At 52.4% G+C, this 15,889-nt stretch carries 12 protein-coding genes, 3 tRNA genes and 3 rRNA genes; 6 read left to right on the forward strand and 12 right to left on the reverse strand.

Annotated features, from left to right (window positions below; genetic code table 11):
• Window positions 1-50: 50 nt before the first annotated feature.
• The 6 genes from AAGR08_RS01040 (at window position 51) to rrf (AAGR08_RS01065) (ending at window position 4,014) form a co-directional block, all read left to right on the forward strand.
• Window positions 51-127, forward strand: a tRNA-Ile gene (locus AAGR08_RS01040).
• Between the two features lie 142 nt (window positions 128-269).
• Window positions 270-345: transfer RNA gene (locus AAGR08_RS01045), tRNA-Ala, on the forward strand.
• A gap of 201 nt (window positions 346-546) precedes the next feature.
• Window positions 547-3,451 (forward strand): 23S ribosomal RNA (locus tag AAGR08_RS01050).
• Between the two features lie 208 nt (window positions 3,452-3,659).
• A 5S ribosomal RNA gene (gene rrf / locus AAGR08_RS01055) occupies window positions 3,660-3,775 on the forward strand.
• A 14-nt stretch (window positions 3,776-3,789) separates the two neighbouring features.
• A tRNA-Thr gene (locus tag AAGR08_RS01060) sits at window positions 3,790-3,865 on the forward strand.
• 33 nt (window positions 3,866-3,898) lie between these two features.
• A 5S ribosomal RNA gene (rrf, locus tag AAGR08_RS01065) occupies window positions 3,899-4,014 on the forward strand.
• A 172-nt stretch (window positions 4,015-4,186) separates the two neighbouring features.
• On the opposite strand, the gene AAGR08_RS01070 is transcribed toward rrf (AAGR08_RS01065), so the two are convergent.
• The 12 genes from AAGR08_RS01070 to accB all read right to left on the reverse strand — a co-directional run bounded on the left by AAGR08_RS01070 (window position 4,187) and on the right by accB (window position 15,876).
• Complete coding sequence (locus AAGR08_RS01070) at window positions 4,187-4,948, reverse strand: amino acid ABC transporter ATP-binding protein (protein ID WP_097095847.1); 762 nt, start codon at window positions 4,946-4,948, stop codon at window positions 4,187-4,189.
• 8 nt (window positions 4,949-4,956) lie between these two features.
• Window positions 4,957-6,057, reverse strand: a complete 1,101-nt coding sequence (locus AAGR08_RS01075; protein WP_097095848.1) for an amino acid ABC transporter permease — start codon at window positions 6,055-6,057, stop codon at window positions 4,957-4,959.
• Window positions 6,058-6,072: 15 nt separating this feature from the next.
• Window positions 6,073-7,251, reverse strand: coding sequence for an amino acid ABC transporter permease (locus AAGR08_RS01080; protein WP_345828091.1), 1,179 nt, complete (start codon window positions 7,249-7,251; stop codon window positions 6,073-6,075).
• A gap of 66 nt (window positions 7,252-7,317) precedes the next feature.
• Window positions 7,318-8,343: an amino acid ABC transporter substrate-binding protein gene (locus tag AAGR08_RS01085; protein ID WP_097095850.1), complete on the reverse strand. Its 1,026-nt coding sequence runs from the start codon at window positions 8,341-8,343 to the stop codon at window positions 7,318-7,320.
• 542 nt (window positions 8,344-8,885) lie between these two features.
• A complete protein-coding gene (gene fis / locus AAGR08_RS01090; RefSeq protein WP_007891954.1) occupies window positions 8,886-9,182 on the reverse strand; it encodes a DNA-binding transcriptional regulator Fis in 297 nt (98 codons plus the stop codon).
• A gap of 24 nt (window positions 9,183-9,206) precedes the next feature.
• Entirely contained in the window at window positions 9,207-10,172 is a 966-nt protein-coding gene (dusB, locus tag AAGR08_RS01095) for a tRNA dihydrouridine synthase DusB (protein ID WP_345828095.1), read from the reverse strand.
• A gap of 311 nt (window positions 10,173-10,483) precedes the next feature.
• The gene (locus tag AAGR08_RS01100; protein WP_345828097.1) at window positions 10,484-11,227 is read right to left on the reverse strand and encodes a carbonic anhydrase family protein; all 744 of its coding nucleotides are present in this window, start codon (window positions 11,225-11,227) and stop codon (window positions 10,484-10,486) included.
• 177 nt (window positions 11,228-11,404) lie between these two features.
• A complete protein-coding gene (gene prmA, locus AAGR08_RS01105) occupies window positions 11,405-12,286 on the reverse strand; it encodes a 50S ribosomal protein L11 methyltransferase (RefSeq protein ID WP_345828099.1) in 882 nt (293 codons plus the stop codon).
• Window positions 12,287-12,297: 11 nt separating this feature from the next.
• Window positions 12,298-13,743, reverse strand: coding sequence for a sodium/pantothenate symporter (gene panF / locus AAGR08_RS01110; protein WP_345828101.1), 1,446 nt, complete (start codon window positions 13,741-13,743; stop codon window positions 12,298-12,300).
• Window positions 13,733-13,975 (reverse strand): YhdT family protein, encoded by a 243-nt coding sequence (locus tag AAGR08_RS01115; protein ID WP_345828103.1) that lies wholly within the window; start codon window positions 13,973-13,975, stop codon window positions 13,733-13,735. Before AAGR08_RS01115 ends, panF begins: the two co-directional genes overlap by 11 nt.
• 72 nt (window positions 13,976-14,047) lie before the next feature.
• Window positions 14,048-15,397 (reverse strand): acetyl-CoA carboxylase biotin carboxylase subunit, encoded by a 1,350-nt coding sequence (accC, locus tag AAGR08_RS01120; protein WP_007891966.1) that lies wholly within the window; start codon window positions 15,395-15,397, stop codon window positions 14,048-14,050.
• A gap of 11 nt (window positions 15,398-15,408) precedes the next feature.
• Window positions 15,409-15,876, reverse strand: coding sequence for an acetyl-CoA carboxylase biotin carboxyl carrier protein (gene accB, locus AAGR08_RS01125; protein WP_097095855.1), 468 nt, complete (start codon window positions 15,874-15,876; stop codon window positions 15,409-15,411).
• Between the last annotated feature and the right edge of the window lie 13 nt (window positions 15,877-15,889).

A 15,889-nucleotide genomic window follows, 5' to 3' on the forward strand; every position in this document is an offset into this window, starting at 1 on the left:
TGCTCACACAGATTGTCTGATAGAAAGTAACGAGCAGAAAAAACCTCTACAGGCTTGTAGCTCAGGTGGTTAGAGCGCACCCCTGATAAGGGTGAGGTCGGTGGTTCAAGTCCACTCAGGCCTACCAAATTTCTTCTCATGCTGCGTTAAAGCGCCGCTCGTATAGTGAACTATACGTCGCGACACTTTGCCCTGCCTGAAAAGAAATTACCGTTTGTGAAAACGGGACTCCTGGTGAGTGGTAGTAGCGGTCTCTGCAGTAACTGTATGGGGCTATAGCTCAGCTGGGAGAGCGCCTGCCTTGCACGCAGGAGGTCAGCGGTTCGATCCCGCTTAGCTCCACCATTACAGTGACTCAAAACAATACTTCAGAGCAAACCGGAAACGGTGTGCTGCGAAGTATTATGCTCTTTAACAATCCGGAACAAGCTGAAAATTGAAACGACGTGTTGGTTCATTTCTCCGTAATAAGAAATGAATAACAACATGTTCGAGTCTCTCAAATGCTTGCAGTCCCAAGCGTTGCAAAACGCCTGTGGGTTGTGAGGTTAAGCGACTAAGCGTACACGGTGGATGCCCTGGCAGTCAGAGGCGATGAAGGACGTGCTAATCTGCGTAAAGCGTCGGTAAGGTGATATGAACCGCTACAGCCGACGATGTCCGAATGGGGAAACCCGGTGCACTCAGTGCATCATCGCAACATGAATACATAGTGTTGCGAGGCGAACCCGGGGAACTGAAACATCTAAGTACCCGGAGGAAAAGAAATCAACCGAGATTCCCCCAGTAGCGGCGAGCGAACGGGGAGCAGCCCAGAACCTGAATCAGTTTGTGCGTTAGTGGAAGCGTCTGGAAAGTCGCACGACACCGGGTGATAGTCCCGTACACGAAAGTGCACAGATTGTGAGTTCGAAGAGTAGGGCGGGACACGTGGTATCCTGTCTGAATATGGGGGGACCATCCTCCAAGGCTAAATACTCCTGACTGACCGATAGTGAACCAGTACCGTGAGGGAAAGGCGAAAAGAACCCCGGCGAGGGGAGTGAAACAGAACCTGAAACCGTGTACGTACAAGCAGTGGGAGCCTCTTTATGGGGTGACTGCGTACCTTTTGTATAATGGGTCAGCGACTTATATTCTGTAGCAAGGTTAACCGTATAGGGGAGCCGCAGGGAAACCGAGTCTTAACTGGGCGTTAAGTTGCAGGGTATAGACCCGAAACCCGGTGATCTAGCCATGGGCAGGTTGAAGGTTGGGTAACACTAACTGGAGGACCGAACCGACTAATGTTGAAAAATTAGCGGATGACTTGTGGCTGGGGGTGAAAGGCCAATCAAACCGGGAGATAGCTGGTTCTCCCCGAAAGCTATTTAGGTAGCGCCTCGTGAACTCATCTCCGGGGGTAGAGCACTGTTTCGGCTAGGGGGCCATCCCGGCTTACCAACCCGATGCAAACTGCGAATACCGGAGAATGTTATCACGGGAGACACACGGCGGGTGCTAACGTCCGTCGTGAAGAGGGAAACAACCCAGACCGCCAGCTAAGGTCCCAAAGTCATGGTTAAGTGGGAAACGATGTGGGAAGGCACAGACAGCCAGGATGTTGGCTTAGAAGCAGCCATCATTTAAAGAAAGCGTAATAGCTCACTGGTCGAGTCGGCCTGCGCGGAAGATGTAACGGGGCTAAACCATGCACCGAAGCTGCGGCAGCGACACTATGTGTTGTTGGGTAGGGGAGCGTTCTGTAAGCCGTTGAAGGTGGCCTGTGAGGGTTGCTGGAGGTATCAGAAGTGCGAATGCTGACATAAGTAACGATAAAGCGGGTGAAAAGCCCGCTCGCCGGAAGACCAAGGGTTCCTGTTCAACGTTAATCGGAGCAGGGTGAGTCGACCCCTAAGGCGAGGCTGAAAAGCGTAGTCGATGGGAAGCAGGTTAATATTCCTGCACTTGGTGTTACTGCGAAGGGGGGACGGAGAAGGCTAGGTTATCCGGGCGACGGTTGTCCCGGTTTAAGCGTGTAGGCTGACACCTTTGGTAAATCCGGGGTGTCTTAAGGCTGAGGCGTGACGACGAGCCACCACGGTGGTGAAGTAACTGATGCCCTGCTTCCAGGAAAAGCCTCTAAGCTCCAGGTAACACGAAATCGTACCCCAAACCGACACAGGTGGTCAGGTAGAGAATACCAAGGCGCTTGAGAGAACTCGGGTGAAGGAACTAGGCAAAATGGTGCCGTAACTTCGGGAGAAGGCACGCTGGCGCGTAGGTGAAGGGACTTGCTCCCGGAGCTGAAGCCAGTCGAAGATACCAGCTGGCTGCAACTGTTTATTAAAAACACAGCACTGTGCAAACACGAAAGTGGACGTATACGGTGTGACGCCTGCCCGGTGCCGGAAGGTTAATTGATGGGGTTATCCGTAAGGAGAAGCTCTTGATCGAAGCCCCGGTAAACGGCGGCCGTAACTATAACGGTCCTAAGGTAGCGAAATTCCTTGTCGGGTAAGTTCCGACCTGCACGAATGGCGTAATGATGGCCAGGCTGTCTCCACCCGAGACTCAGTGAAATTGAAATCGCTGTGAAGATGCAGTGTACCCGCGGCAAGACGGAAAGACCCCGTGAACCTTTACTATAGCTTGACACTGAACATTGAGCCTTGATGTGTAGGATAGGTGGGAGGCTTTGAAGCGTGGACGCCAGTCTGCGTGGAGCCAACCTTGAAATACCACCCTTTAATGTTTGATGTTCTAACGTAGGCCCGTAATCCGGGCTGCGGACAGTGTCTGGTGGGTAGTTTGACTGGGGCGGTCTCCTCCCAAAGAGTAACGGAGGAGCACGAAGGTTGGCTAATCCTGGTCGGACATCAGGAGGTTAGTGCAATGGCATAAGCCAGCTTGACTGCGAGAGTGACGGCTCGAGCAGGTGCGAAAGCAGGTCATAGTGATCCGGTGGTTCTGAATGGAAGGGCCATCGCTCAACGGATAAAAGGTACTCCGGGGATAACAGGCTGATACCGCCCAAGAGTTCATATCGACGGCGGTGTTTGGCACCTCGATGTCGGCTCATCACATCCTGGGGCTGAAGTAGGTCCCAAGGGTACGGCTGTTCGCCGTTTAAAGTGGTACGCGAGCTGGGTTTAGAACGTCGTGAGACAGTTCGGTCCCTATCTGCCGTGGGCGCTGGAGAATTGAGGGGGGTTGCTCCTAGTACGAGAGGACCGGAGTGAACGCACCACTGGTGTTCGGGTTGTCATGCCAATGGCACTGCCCGGTAGCTAAGTGCGGAAAAGATAAGTGCTGAAAGCATCTAAGCACGAAACTTGCCCCGAGATGAGTTCTCCCTGACTCCTTGAGGGTCCTGAAGGGACGTTGAAGACTACGACGTTGATAGGCCGGGTGTGTAAGCGCAGCGATGCGTTGAGCTAACCGGTACTAATGACCCGTGAGGCTTAACCTTACAACGCCAGAGGCGTTTTGGTGAGAGAGACCAGAGATTTTCAGCTTGTTTTACCGGATAAAGAATTAGCAGAAACGAAAGATTTTGCGCTGAGGCGAGGCGCCGACCGAGACGATGAGAGGGAGCATACTGAAGTATGTGACCGAACAGCGCGAGGAAGAGCAACGCGGCATCAGTGAAAAATAGTCGTTTCGTGCACCAAGATTTGCCTGGCGGCTGTAGCGCGGTGGTCCCACCTGACCCCATGCCGAACTCAGAAGTGAAACGCCGTAGCGCCGATGGTAGTGTGGGGCCTCCCCATGCGAGAGTAGGGAACTGCCAGGCATCAAATTTAGCGTGCTGATATGGCTCAGTTGGTAGAGCGCACCCTTGGTAAGGGTGAGGTCCCCAGTTCGACTCTGGGTATCAGCACCAGTTACAGGCATGAGTTCGGTTTAAAAGAATTTGCCTGGCGGCTTTAGCGCGGTGGTCCCACCTGACCCCATGCCGAACTCAGAAGTGAAACGCCGTAGCGCCGATGGTAGTGTGGGGTCTCCCCATGCGAGAGTAGGGAACTGCCAGGCATCAAACACAGAAGCCCTGAACATTTGTTCAGGGCTTTTTTGTATGCGCAAATCAACGTGAACGACGTGTGACGTGTAATGTAGCGATTTCACAGTGGCGAAAACGCTGGTACTGAACATAAAAAAGCCTCTGCACCAGGCAGAGGCTTATTCGTGTCTAACTCGTTAAATATTAATGAATAACCTGAGATAAAAACGCCCGTGTGCGCTCGGAACGTGGGTTTGCAAAGAACTCCAGCGGCGGCGCCTCTTCCACTATTTCACCGCGATCCATAAAGATCACCCGATCCGCCACGGTGCGCGCAAAACCCATTTCATGGGTTACGCATAGCATGGTCATGCCATCTTCTGCTAAGCCAATCATCGTATCGAGCACTTCTTTTACCATCTCTGGATCGAGCGCAGATGTTGGCTCATCAAACAGCATAATCTTCGGTTTCATACAGAGTGAACGGGCAATTGCCACACGTTGCTGCTGACCACCAGAAAGTTGGCCAGGAAACTTATGCGCATGCTCAGCGATGCGCACCCGCTGCAAGTAGTGCATGGCTAACTCTTCGGCTTCTTTCTTCGGCATTTTACGCACCCAAATTGGTGCCAGCGTACAGTTTTGCAGCACAGTAAGATGCGGAAAGAGATTGAAATGCTGGAACACCATACCCACTTCGGTACGAACACGTTCAATATTGCGCACATCCTGATTCAGATGGATACCATCAACCACGATGCGCCCTTGCTGATGCTCTTCCAGATGGTTAATGCAGCGGATGGTGGTCGATTTGCCCGACCCAGAAGGTCCGCACAGCACGATACGTTCGCGAGGTTTTACCTGCAGATTAATATCTTTTAGTACATGGAATTGGCCGTACCATTTATTCACGTTTTCAAGTGTAATCATCATGGCATCAGCCGCATTAGTCATAGTTTGTGTCATGTTAAACCTCAGTGCGATGCACGCCCGGTGTGAAAACGCTTCTCCAGATACTGGCTATAGCGCGACATGCTAAAACAGAAAATCCAGTAAACCATGGCAGCAAAGACATAGCCTTCCGTCGACATCCCCAGCCAGGTTGGGTCAACGGTGGCTTGCTGCACACTACTGAAGAGATCGAATAGGCCGATAATGATCACTAAGCTGGTATCTTTAAACAGCGCAATGATGGTATTCACCAGCCCAGGAATGGTGAGCTTGAGCGCCTGCGGTAAAATCACCAACGCCTGCATTTTCCAATATCCTAACGAAAGCGATTCAGCCGCTTCATACTGGCCCTTAGGCAATGCCTGCAAACCGCCACGCACCACCTCCGCGACATAAGCGGACTGGAACAAAATGACACCAACCAACGCGCGCACCAGTTTGTCGATAGTGGTGCCCTCCGCCATAAACAGCGGTAGCATCACCGAAGACATAAACAGCACGGTAATCAGCGGTACGCCGCGCCAGAACTCAATGAAAATGACTGATAATGTGCGCACTACCGGCATTTCGGAACGGCGTCCCAGCGCCAGTAAAATACCTAACGGCAATGCGCCAGCGATTCCTACTGAAGCGATTATCAGCGTTAACGTTAAGCCGCCCCACTGGCGGGTTTCTACACGCTCTAAACCGAAGTATCCACCGTACATCAAGAACCAAACCACGATCGGATATACCACTGCCCAACAGGCGATATAACGGCCGCGGCGCGGCATTGCTTTGATAAACATCGGAATAATGGATAGCAAACCGAGCACCAGCGATAAATTGATGCGCCAGCGTAGCTCATGCGGATACAGCCCATACATAAACTGGCCAAAACGCGCATGGATGAACACCCAACAAGCGCCTTCTTTGGTGCAGTCCGCGCGCGTCTCGCCAATCCAGTTGGCTTGAAAAACCAGCCAGTTCAATGCCGGTGGGATCACATTCCAGATGAGCCAGATGCTGAACAGCGTCAGCAGCGTATTCAGCCAGCTGGAGAACAGATTTTTGCGCGCCCAAAGCCAACCCTTGCTGAGCGGATTGGTCGGAATCGGTGGGGTTTCGTGTGTGGTTATAGACATAATGATCCCGTTCTCTTAACGCTCAACCAGCGCAATTTTGCGATTGTAGAGGTTCATCAGCAGCGAAATGATCAGGCTGATAATCAGGTAAACCGCCATGGTAATCGCGATGGTCTCAATCGCCTGCCCGGTTTGGTTCAGCACGGTGCCGGCAAACAGCGAGACCATATCTGGATAACCGATGGCGGCCGCCAATGATGAGTTTTTCACAATATTGAGATACTGACTGGTGAGGGGAGGAATGATCACCCGCATCGCCTGCGGAATAATAACCTGACGCATGGTGACGGGATTAGGCAAGCCAAGTGAACGTGCCGCTTCATTTTGACCATGTGGTACCGACTGAATCCCTGAGCGAATCACTTCGGCGATAAACGAAGAGGTATAGACCGACAGCGCCAACGTTAATGCGGCGAGTTCGGGGATCATCACGAAGCCACCGCGGAAATTAAATCCGCGCAGTTCCGGTACATCCCAATGCATCGCAGCGCCGAACAAGGTATGCGCAATCAGCGGCAGCAAAACAATTAACCCCACCGCAGCTGGCCAGGTACGGCGAAGTTGCCCGGTTTTAAGCTGATGTTTACGCTTGAAGCGGAACAGAGCTACGCAACACAGTACCGCCAGCGCTAGCGCGATCAGGAACGGCCAGGTACCGGGCGCGTATTCGGGCCAGGGAATATACAAACCTCGATTACTGACGAATGCGACATCAAAGGCATTCAATGCCTGACGGGGGCCGGGCAGATTACGCAACACCGCAAAGTACCAGAAAAAGATTTGTAGTAGCGGTGGGATATTACGGAACGTCTCGATATAAATGTTGGAAAGCTTACGCAGCAGCCAGTTCTCGGACAGACGTGCAAGGCCGATAGCAAAGCCCAGGATAGAGGCAAACACAATACAAAGCGCGGAAACCAGCAGGGTATTGGTTAACCCCACCATAAATACGCGGGCGTAGGTGTCGCCTTCAGAGTAATCGATCAGGTGTTGGACAATGCCAAAACCGGCACTGCGATCAAGAAATCCGAAGCCGGAAGTAATGCCACGATTGGCCAGATTGATTACCGTGTTGTGAATTAAATATCCCACCACAGCAAGCACGGCCACAATCGCGATGATCTGGTAAAGCCAGGCGCGAACCGTAGGATTACCGAACGAAAAATCCCTCTTTACGGTTGGGCGTTGCGACATGTTAAAACCTCAGTGAAGATTACGCGTGGGCACCGCAGGATGCGGCGCCCGACTGGCAGGACTGAATTAGCGAACGGGAGGAGCGTACTGGATGCCGCCCTGATTCCAGAGCGCATTCTGGCCACGCGCGATTTTCAGTGCGCTGTCTTTACCAACGTTACGATCGAACACTTCCTGATAGTTGCCGACTTGTTTAATGATGTTGTAAGCCCACTTATTATCGAGCTTCAGGTCTTTACCGAAGTCGCCTTCTGCACCTAACAGGTGAGCCATATCAGGAGTGGTAGGTTTAGCGGCCATGTCATCAACATTTTTCGAGCTGATGCCCATCTCTTCAGCGTTCAACATCGCGTACAGCGACCATTTCACGATGGTGAACCAATCGTCATCACCGCGGCGAACGACTGGGCCCAGCGGTTCTTTAGAGATAACTTCGGGCAGTACCACGAAATCGTCTGGCTTGCCGAGTTTGATGCGCAGCGCATACAGCTGTGACTGGTCAGAAGAGAGGGTATCGCAGCGACCGCTGTCGAGCGCCTTAGCGGATTCGTCAGAACGATCAAAGGTTACTGGCGTATATTGCATTTTGTTGGCTTTGAAGTAGTCAGCCACGTTGAGCTCGGTATCGGTACCAGCCTGAATACATACGGTTGCACCATCCAACTCTTTAGCACTTTTCAGGCCGGCTTTCTTGTGGGTCAGGAAACCGATGCCGTCGTAATAGTTCACGCCAGCAAACAGGAAGCCCATACCGCCATCGCGGGAAGACGTCCAGGTGGTGTTGCGCGACAGGATATCCACTTCACCAGACTGCAGTGCAGTAAAGCGCTCTTTAGCGGTCAGCGGAGTATATTTCACTTTGGTTGCGTCACCAAATACGGCAGCGGCGGCCGCTCGACATACATCCACATCGATACCGGTGAATTTGCCGTTGGAGTCAGCGTAAGAGAAGCCCGGCAGGCCATCGCTGATGCCGCATTGTACAAAACCTTTTTTCTTAATGGCATCCAACGTGGTGCCAGCGTGCGCTTGTTGAGCAACAGCGAATAGCGAAGCTGCAGCGACCAGGGTGGAAAGCATCATCTTTTTCATAAAGCATCCTGTGTGGCGATATCGTGTGTTGTTATGTTTGCACGCACTTTACTGTGCGCTTTTTTATGTCTGTGGTGGTTAGCCATCCACAACTCTGCAAACCTGATGCCAGGTTTGCAGAATCCTGAATTCTCTGGAAAGATCTTTTAATAAACGGAAGCACTCAGAATATTCTGGCTAATATGGCGCACCAAAAGGCAGCATGACGAGACGACACGATCACAAATAGTGCAAAAAGTTTCACTATGTGGAAGCAGTGTGAGCTAACGCTCAGGATAGAATGTATACGTTGACGTGCTTACGGTTGAACCGGTTGATGATCACAGGGAAAGCGGCCTGCAGAGCAAGAAGAGCAGGAATATGCGGGTGACGATGAACGAATGATGAGTCGCTAAGAGGGAGGAAATATCACCGATGCGATTGCAACTATCGTTACCATTATGGTGACAATTGTTTCATGCGTTGTTAACGTTATGCAATCATCATTCAGCGCAAACAAAAACGCCAGCCCTAAGGCTGGCGTTATCGCAGCAACGAACAAATTAGTTCATGCCGTATTTTTTCAGCTTCTTACGCAGAGTACCACGGTTGATACCCATCATCAGAGCTGCACGGGTCTGGTTGCCACGGGTGTACTGCATCACCATGTCCAACAGAGGCTGCTCAACTTCAGCCAATACCAGCTCATACAGATCACTCACATCCTGACCATTCAGTTGAGCAAAGTAGTTCTTTAATGACTGTTTTACCGAATCACGCAGTGGCTTTTGTGTCACCTGATCCTGAGAGTTAACGGTAGAAACGGTGAGTACGTCAGAATTTACGCGTTGTTCGAACATAGTTCTATCAGCTCTTTATTTCGTTTACGCAAGATTTTCGAAGTATGCCTCCAACGCCTCCAGCTGTTCGCTGGCATCCTCTATGGCGTTGAATGTGCGCCGAAACTGGTCATCAGGAGCACTTTCCTGCAAATACCAGGAAACGTGTTTTCGGGCAATACGGTATCCTTTGCGCTGACCGTAAAAGTCGTGCAGCTCCCGTATATGTCCAATCAGCATTTGCTTGACTTCAGCCATCGGCTTCGGTGCCAGCAGCTCCCCTGTGTCCAGATAATGCTGGATTTCCCGGAAGATCCACGGTCTTCCCTGAGCGGCACGGCCAACCATAAGAGCATCGGCTCCGGTATAGTCGAGCACCGCTCTGGCTTTATGCGGGTCAGTAATGTCACCATTCGCGATAATTGGAATGGAGACGCTCTGCTTAACTGTCCGAATGCTGTCGTATTCAGCAAATCCCTCAAACAAACAGGCGCGTGTGCGGCCATGAATGGTGAGAGCCTGAATGCCACAGCGTTCAGCCAATTGGGCAATCTCTACACAATTACGATTTTCTTTGTCCCAGCCGGTGCGAATCTTCAGCGTAACCGGTACATCCACTGCATTCACTACCGCGGTGAGAATCGACTCCACCAGTTGCGGATGTTGCAGCAGCGCTGAACCTGCCATCTTACGATTCACTTTTTTGGCCGGGCAGCCCATGTTGATATCGATAACCTGCGCGCCAGACGCCACATTAATGCGCGCGGCAGCAGCCATCTCATCAGGATCGCAACCGGCAATCTGCACGGCACGAATACCGGGCTCGTCACTATGCACCATACGCAAACGGGATTTGTCACTGGCCCAAACTTCCGGGTTAGATGACAGCATCTCGGAGACAGTCATACCGGCACCGTTCTCAAAACACAGGGTGCGAAATGGCTTATCGGATACTCCGGCCATAGGCGCAGCAATGAGTCGATTACGTAGCTGATGATGTCCAATGCGCATGAAAAAGAAGTGACCCTAACTGTTCGCAAGGCGGCGTATATTACGCATTTTTTCAGGAAGATGAAAGGCCAAACTTTGAACAATTCGCCGTTAAAGATCAAGGAAATCGGGCTTATAGGCTGCTTAGCGCTTATAAATACCTTTAATTCATGCACTTAAAAAAATATGCTGAAATTGTGAACAAAAGTTTTTCTAAAAACATGAGGAAAATCACAACATAAAAACCGCCACTTCTGGTAATTAGCCAAAGAAATGACGGCAATGTGATTATTAATTGAGCTAATTTAAAGGGGGATTGAGTACATCAACCCTCATTCTACAATCTGACGGCCATGTAATGGTTGCAGGGGGCGATTGTTACTGTGTTTCAAAGCCCGCTTAAAGGCGTCGAGCTGAGATTGAGACAGCATCACTGGCTGCTTCATTACTAGCCAGCGCAAACCCTCGGTACAAGGTGGCGTGGTAAGCGATCCGCTGAAGCGATAATAGTGGCGATCTTCCGGGAAAAGCGGCTTTAAATCCATACGCTCTTTCACCGCCACTTCCTGATTTTCCTGCATAGGCATGGCGGCGAGAATCGGATTCAGAGCCGTATTCTCTTTACCAACCTCAAACATCACGGCAATGACAGCCAACTCACCTTCATCATTGGCATGGACGAAATGCGCTTCGAGCGGGTAAGAATGGCCATCGATCTGGTTTTCACTCGGGGTGTGAAAGTGATACTGCATGAGATGGAAGGTTTCCCCGTCCAGTGTGAAGTCATCTTCATCTTTAACGTTCACCTGCAAAGTATGGCCGTTGTTCACCAGTTTTTCTGCTGCGGTGTGAAACTCCAGACTCAGTGGTGGCAGGTGGCCTGCAACGGTATCGCGGATATTAATCGGTGACTGAAACTTACCCTTATGGCAGGTTTGGTAATCCAGGCTCAGATCGCCCCAATGTTGCGGGCCCGCTTGGCCTTCATAGCTCCAGTGTGGAACAGAGTGAGGCACTGCGGCATGAGTAGCCATACTGAAAAACAGTACTGCGGCAAAGAAAGGGGTGGTTTTCATTCTCAATCTCTAACAAAGGGTACCGGCAAGCGGCGTGCAGTAGATAATACGTAGCACTACGAGAATGAAAACCTTGCAAAGCGGATTAAGGCAAAAACCAGACGAGGCTTAATCCTTAAACTATCAATTGGTTACATGCATGCCAGCGTATGCGTCTGGCATGCCTGACGCTGGGATTTAGCGACGTATGCCGGTGATGCGGCACCACTCTTCTTTCTCCGCTACCGGATCAAGATCGAACTGTTCCTCATAGGCTTCACACACGCCTGCCGCCTGGCTGGCTAGCACGCCCGATAAACCAAGATGACCACCCGTTTTCGGCAGCACGCTAATCAGTGGCGCCAACTCACGTAGCGGGCCTGCAAGGATGTTGGCGACCACGACATCCGCTTGTAGATTATCCGGTTGCTGGTGCGGCAGATAGAGTGCCAAACGCTCAGATACACCATTACGCTCGGCGTTATCGCGGCTGGCCTGAATGGCCTGTGGATCGATATCGATACCAATCGCCTGCGCGGCACCTAATTTCAGTGCGGCGATGGCAAGAATGCCGGAGCCACAGCCAAAATCGATCACCGTCTTGCCTTGCAGATCGAGCCCGTCGAGCCAGGTTAAACACAGCGAGGTAGTGGGATGGGTGCCCGTACCGAACGCCAGGCCCGGATCCAGCATCACATTGACGGCATTAGGATCGGGTACATCGCGCCAGCTTGGGCAGATCCATAAACGCTCACCGAAGCGCATTGGGTGGAAATTATCCATCCATTCGCGCTCCCAGTCTTTATCTTCGATCTGCTCGATCTTGTGACGGAATGCGGATCCTAGCAGCGGGTGCTGGCTCAGCTCAGCCACTACATCGCTCATCTCGGTTTCGGCGTTGAACAGGCCGATGACATCGGTATCACCCCACAAGAGCGTTTCACCTGGCAGCGGCTCATAAACCGGATTGTCATGCGTGTCCTGGAAAGTGACCGATACGGCACCCACATCCATCAGCGCATCGCTTAAGGTTTCGGCGTTAGCGCCGGTGCTGTTAATTTTGATTTGAATCCAAGGCATAGCGTTTCTCTTTATTCCAGTGCCGCAGCGCGTGCTTCGGGCGTGCGGCCAAACAGATTACCTACCAGGAAGGCCAGCAGGCTTAAGATCAGGGAAGGAACGATCGGATGGAAACCCCACCATTCAATATTCAGGCTGGCTAACAGCGTGTAGCAACTGGCACCGACCAGCATGCCGCTGATCGCGCCGGTTGAGTTGGCTCGTTCCCAGTACAAGCCCAGCACCAGCGGCCACAGGAATACCGCTTCAAGTCCACCAAATGCCAGCAGATTTAACCAGATAATCATATCCGGTGGATTCCACGCCGCCAGCAGCAGCAGAACGCCGAGCACAAACGTGATGGTGCCTGATAACATGCGCAGCCGCGCCTCGTTTTCACTCTGTTGCGGCGCAATACGCAGGTAGAGATCTTTGATTAGCGTAGCGGAGGATTGCAGCAGCTGCGCATTAATGGTCGACATAATAGCCGCCATCGGTGCTGCCAGAAAGACGCCTGCAGCCATCGGCGGTAGCACGGTGATCATCAGTGTGGGTATCACGCGATCGGGAATGGTGAGATCGGGCAAAATCACACGTCCCAGCGCACCAGCCAGATGCATGCCGAACATCAGGATCACCACCACGATGGTGCCAAGCACAATGCCGCGATGCATGGCTTTGCTGTCTTTATAAGAGATACAGCGCACGGCGGTATGCGGCAGGCCAATCACACCAAAACACACCAGCACAGCAAAGGAGCTGAGGAAGGTAGGGTTGATGACATTGCCGACGCCTTCCGGCGAAGTTAACTGCGGATCGATGTTGTGCAGTTTGGTTACCGCGCTTTCCAGCCCACCTGCATGGTGGATCACCGCAAAAAGCAGCAGGAAGGTACCAATCAACATCACCAGGCCTTGCATGGCATCATTCAATACGCTGGCGCGGAAGCCGCCGAAAGCCGTATAGAGCGCGATGGTGCCGCCAAAGATCAGCAGGCCAGTGTCGTAAGGAATGCCCGCCGCCGTCTCCAGCAGACGTGCACCGCCGATGAACTGCACGGTCATCGCGCCGATAAACGCCACCAGCAAACTCAGGCTAGAGAGCCAGATCAGCAGCGTACTGCCATAGCGGCCATACAACATATCGTTGAGCGTGACGGCATTATAGCGTCGCGCCAGAATCGCGAACTTCTTCCCCAGCACACCGAGCGAAAGCCAGACGGCGGGCACCTGAATCATCGCCAACAGGACCCAACCAAGGCCATATTTATAGGCAGCACCTGGGCCGCCAATGAATGAACTGGCGCTAATGTAGGTGGTGGTGATGGTCATGGCCAGCACAAAGCCGCCCATTGAACGGCTGCCGAGGAAGTATTCACTCAGGAAGTTGCCCTGACGCTGTTTGCGCATGGCAAATACCGACAGCGCGGCAATCAGCACCAGATAGGCCAGAAGTGGAAGGATGATTTCAGAGTCCATCGTTATCCTCCAGCGACATGTCGCGGAATAACACGCGCACCATCAGCCAACACAACACGATAAATAGCAGGGGAGCAAACATGCAGGAGAGCTCGAACCACCACGGTAAGCCAAAGAAGCCAATGTCATTGCCACCCAGCCAGGCAGACAATCCCCATACGGCGAGGTAGGCCAGCGTCAGATAAAACGACCAGCGCGCCTCTTTGTTCGCTTGCAAAAAACGCCAATCCATTATGCAACCTCAAAGGCAACAAAAATGAAAAAGGCCGGAGTTAACCGGCCTCTGCTTTGCTCTGCGCTGCAATTACTTCTCTTGCAGGCCGAGTTTCTTCTCCAGATAGTGGATGTTCGTCCCACCTTGCTGGAAGTTTTCATCGGACATGATTTTCATCTGCAGCTCAATGTTGGTCTTGATGCCGTCGATGATCAGTTCCGCCAGCGCATTCTTCATGCGCGAGATTGCCACGTCACGATTTTCACCGTAGGTAATCAGCTTACCAATCATGGAATCGTAGTACGGTGGCACGCTGTAACCGGCATAGATATGCGATTCCCAACGTACGCCAAAGCCGCCCGGCGCGTGGAAACGGGTGATCTTGCCCGGACTTGGCAGGAAGGTGTTGGGATCTTCGGCGTTGATACGGCACTCCACCGCATGACCGCGAATGATCACATCTTCCTGTTTAATCGACAGCGGCTGACCAGCAGCAATGCGCAGCTGCTCTTTGATCAGATCCACGCCGGTGATCATCTCGGTCACCGGATGTTCAACCTGAATACGGGTGTTCATCTCGATGAAGTAGAACTCACCGTTTTCGTACAGGAATTCAAAGGTACCCGCACCGCGATAGCCGATATCAATACAGGCTTTGGAGCAGCGCTCGCCGATATAGCGACGCAGTTCCGGCGTGATGCCCGGCGCTGGTGCTTCTTCGACGACTTTCTGGTGACGACGCTGCATTGAGCAGTCGCGTTCAGCCAGATAGATAGCGTTGCCCTGGCCGTCGGCCAGCACCTGAATTTCGATATGGCGCGGATTCTCGAGATACTTCTCCATATAAACCATGTCGTTGTTGAAAGCCGCTTTGGCTTCCGCTTTCGTCATGTTGATGGATTGCTCAAGATCCTTGTCGCTGCGCACTACGCGCATACCGCGACCGCCGCCGCCGCCAGAGGCTTTGATGATCACCGGATAGCCGATGCGCTTAGCGAAGGCACGGTTTTTTTCCATGTCGTCGGTCAGCGAGCCATCCGATCCTGGTACGGTAGGTACGCCAGCTTTCTTCATGGCGGTGATAGCAGACACTTTGTCGCCCATCAGGCGAATGGTGTCGGCTTTTGGACCAATGAAGATAAAGCCAGAGCGCTCAACCTGCTCGGCGAAATCGGCGTTCTCAGAAAGGAAGCCGTAACCCGGGTGGATAGCAACCGCGCCGGTAATTTCGGCGGCAGAGATCAGTGCCGGGATGTTCAGATAGCTTTTGACCGAAGGTGGCGGGCCGATGCAGACGGTTTCATCTGCCAGCAGCACGTGCTTCAGGTCACGGTCCGCGGTTGAGTGGACGGCAACAGTCTTGATGCCCAGCTCTTTACAGGCACGCAGAATGCGCAACGCGATCTCACCACGGTTAGCAATGACAATTTTATCCAGCATGCTTCGCCTCGTTATTCGATGATGACCAGCGGCTCGTCAAATTCAACCGGTTGGCCGCTTTCGACCAGGATCGCCTTCACAACGCCGGATTTGTCGGCTTCGATCTGGTTCATCATTTTCATCGCTTCAACGATGCACAGGGTGTCGCCAGCATTCACTTTCTGGCCGACTTCGATAAAGGCTTTCGCATCCGGGCTTGGGGTGCGATAGAAGGTGCCAACCATCGGCGAACGCACGATGTGGCCACTGATTTCTGGTTTAGCGGCTTCAGCGGCAACCGGTGCTGCTGGTGCAACGGCAGTCGCCAGCGCAGGTTGCTGCATCATTGGCGCAGCGTAAGCCTGCTGCATCATCGGGTAGCCGGTATTTGCAGGTGAACGGCTGATACGAACGGACTCTTCGCCCTCGGAGATTTCCAGCTCGGAGATGCCAGACTCTTCAACCAGTTCGATCAGTTTCTTAATTTTACGAATATCCATGAGTGTGGTTCCG

The organism is Pantoea sp. BRR-3P (assembly GCF_039621635.1).
GTDB classification, from domain to species: domain Bacteria; phylum Pseudomonadota; class Gammaproteobacteria; order Enterobacterales; family Enterobacteriaceae; genus Pantoea; species Pantoea floridensis.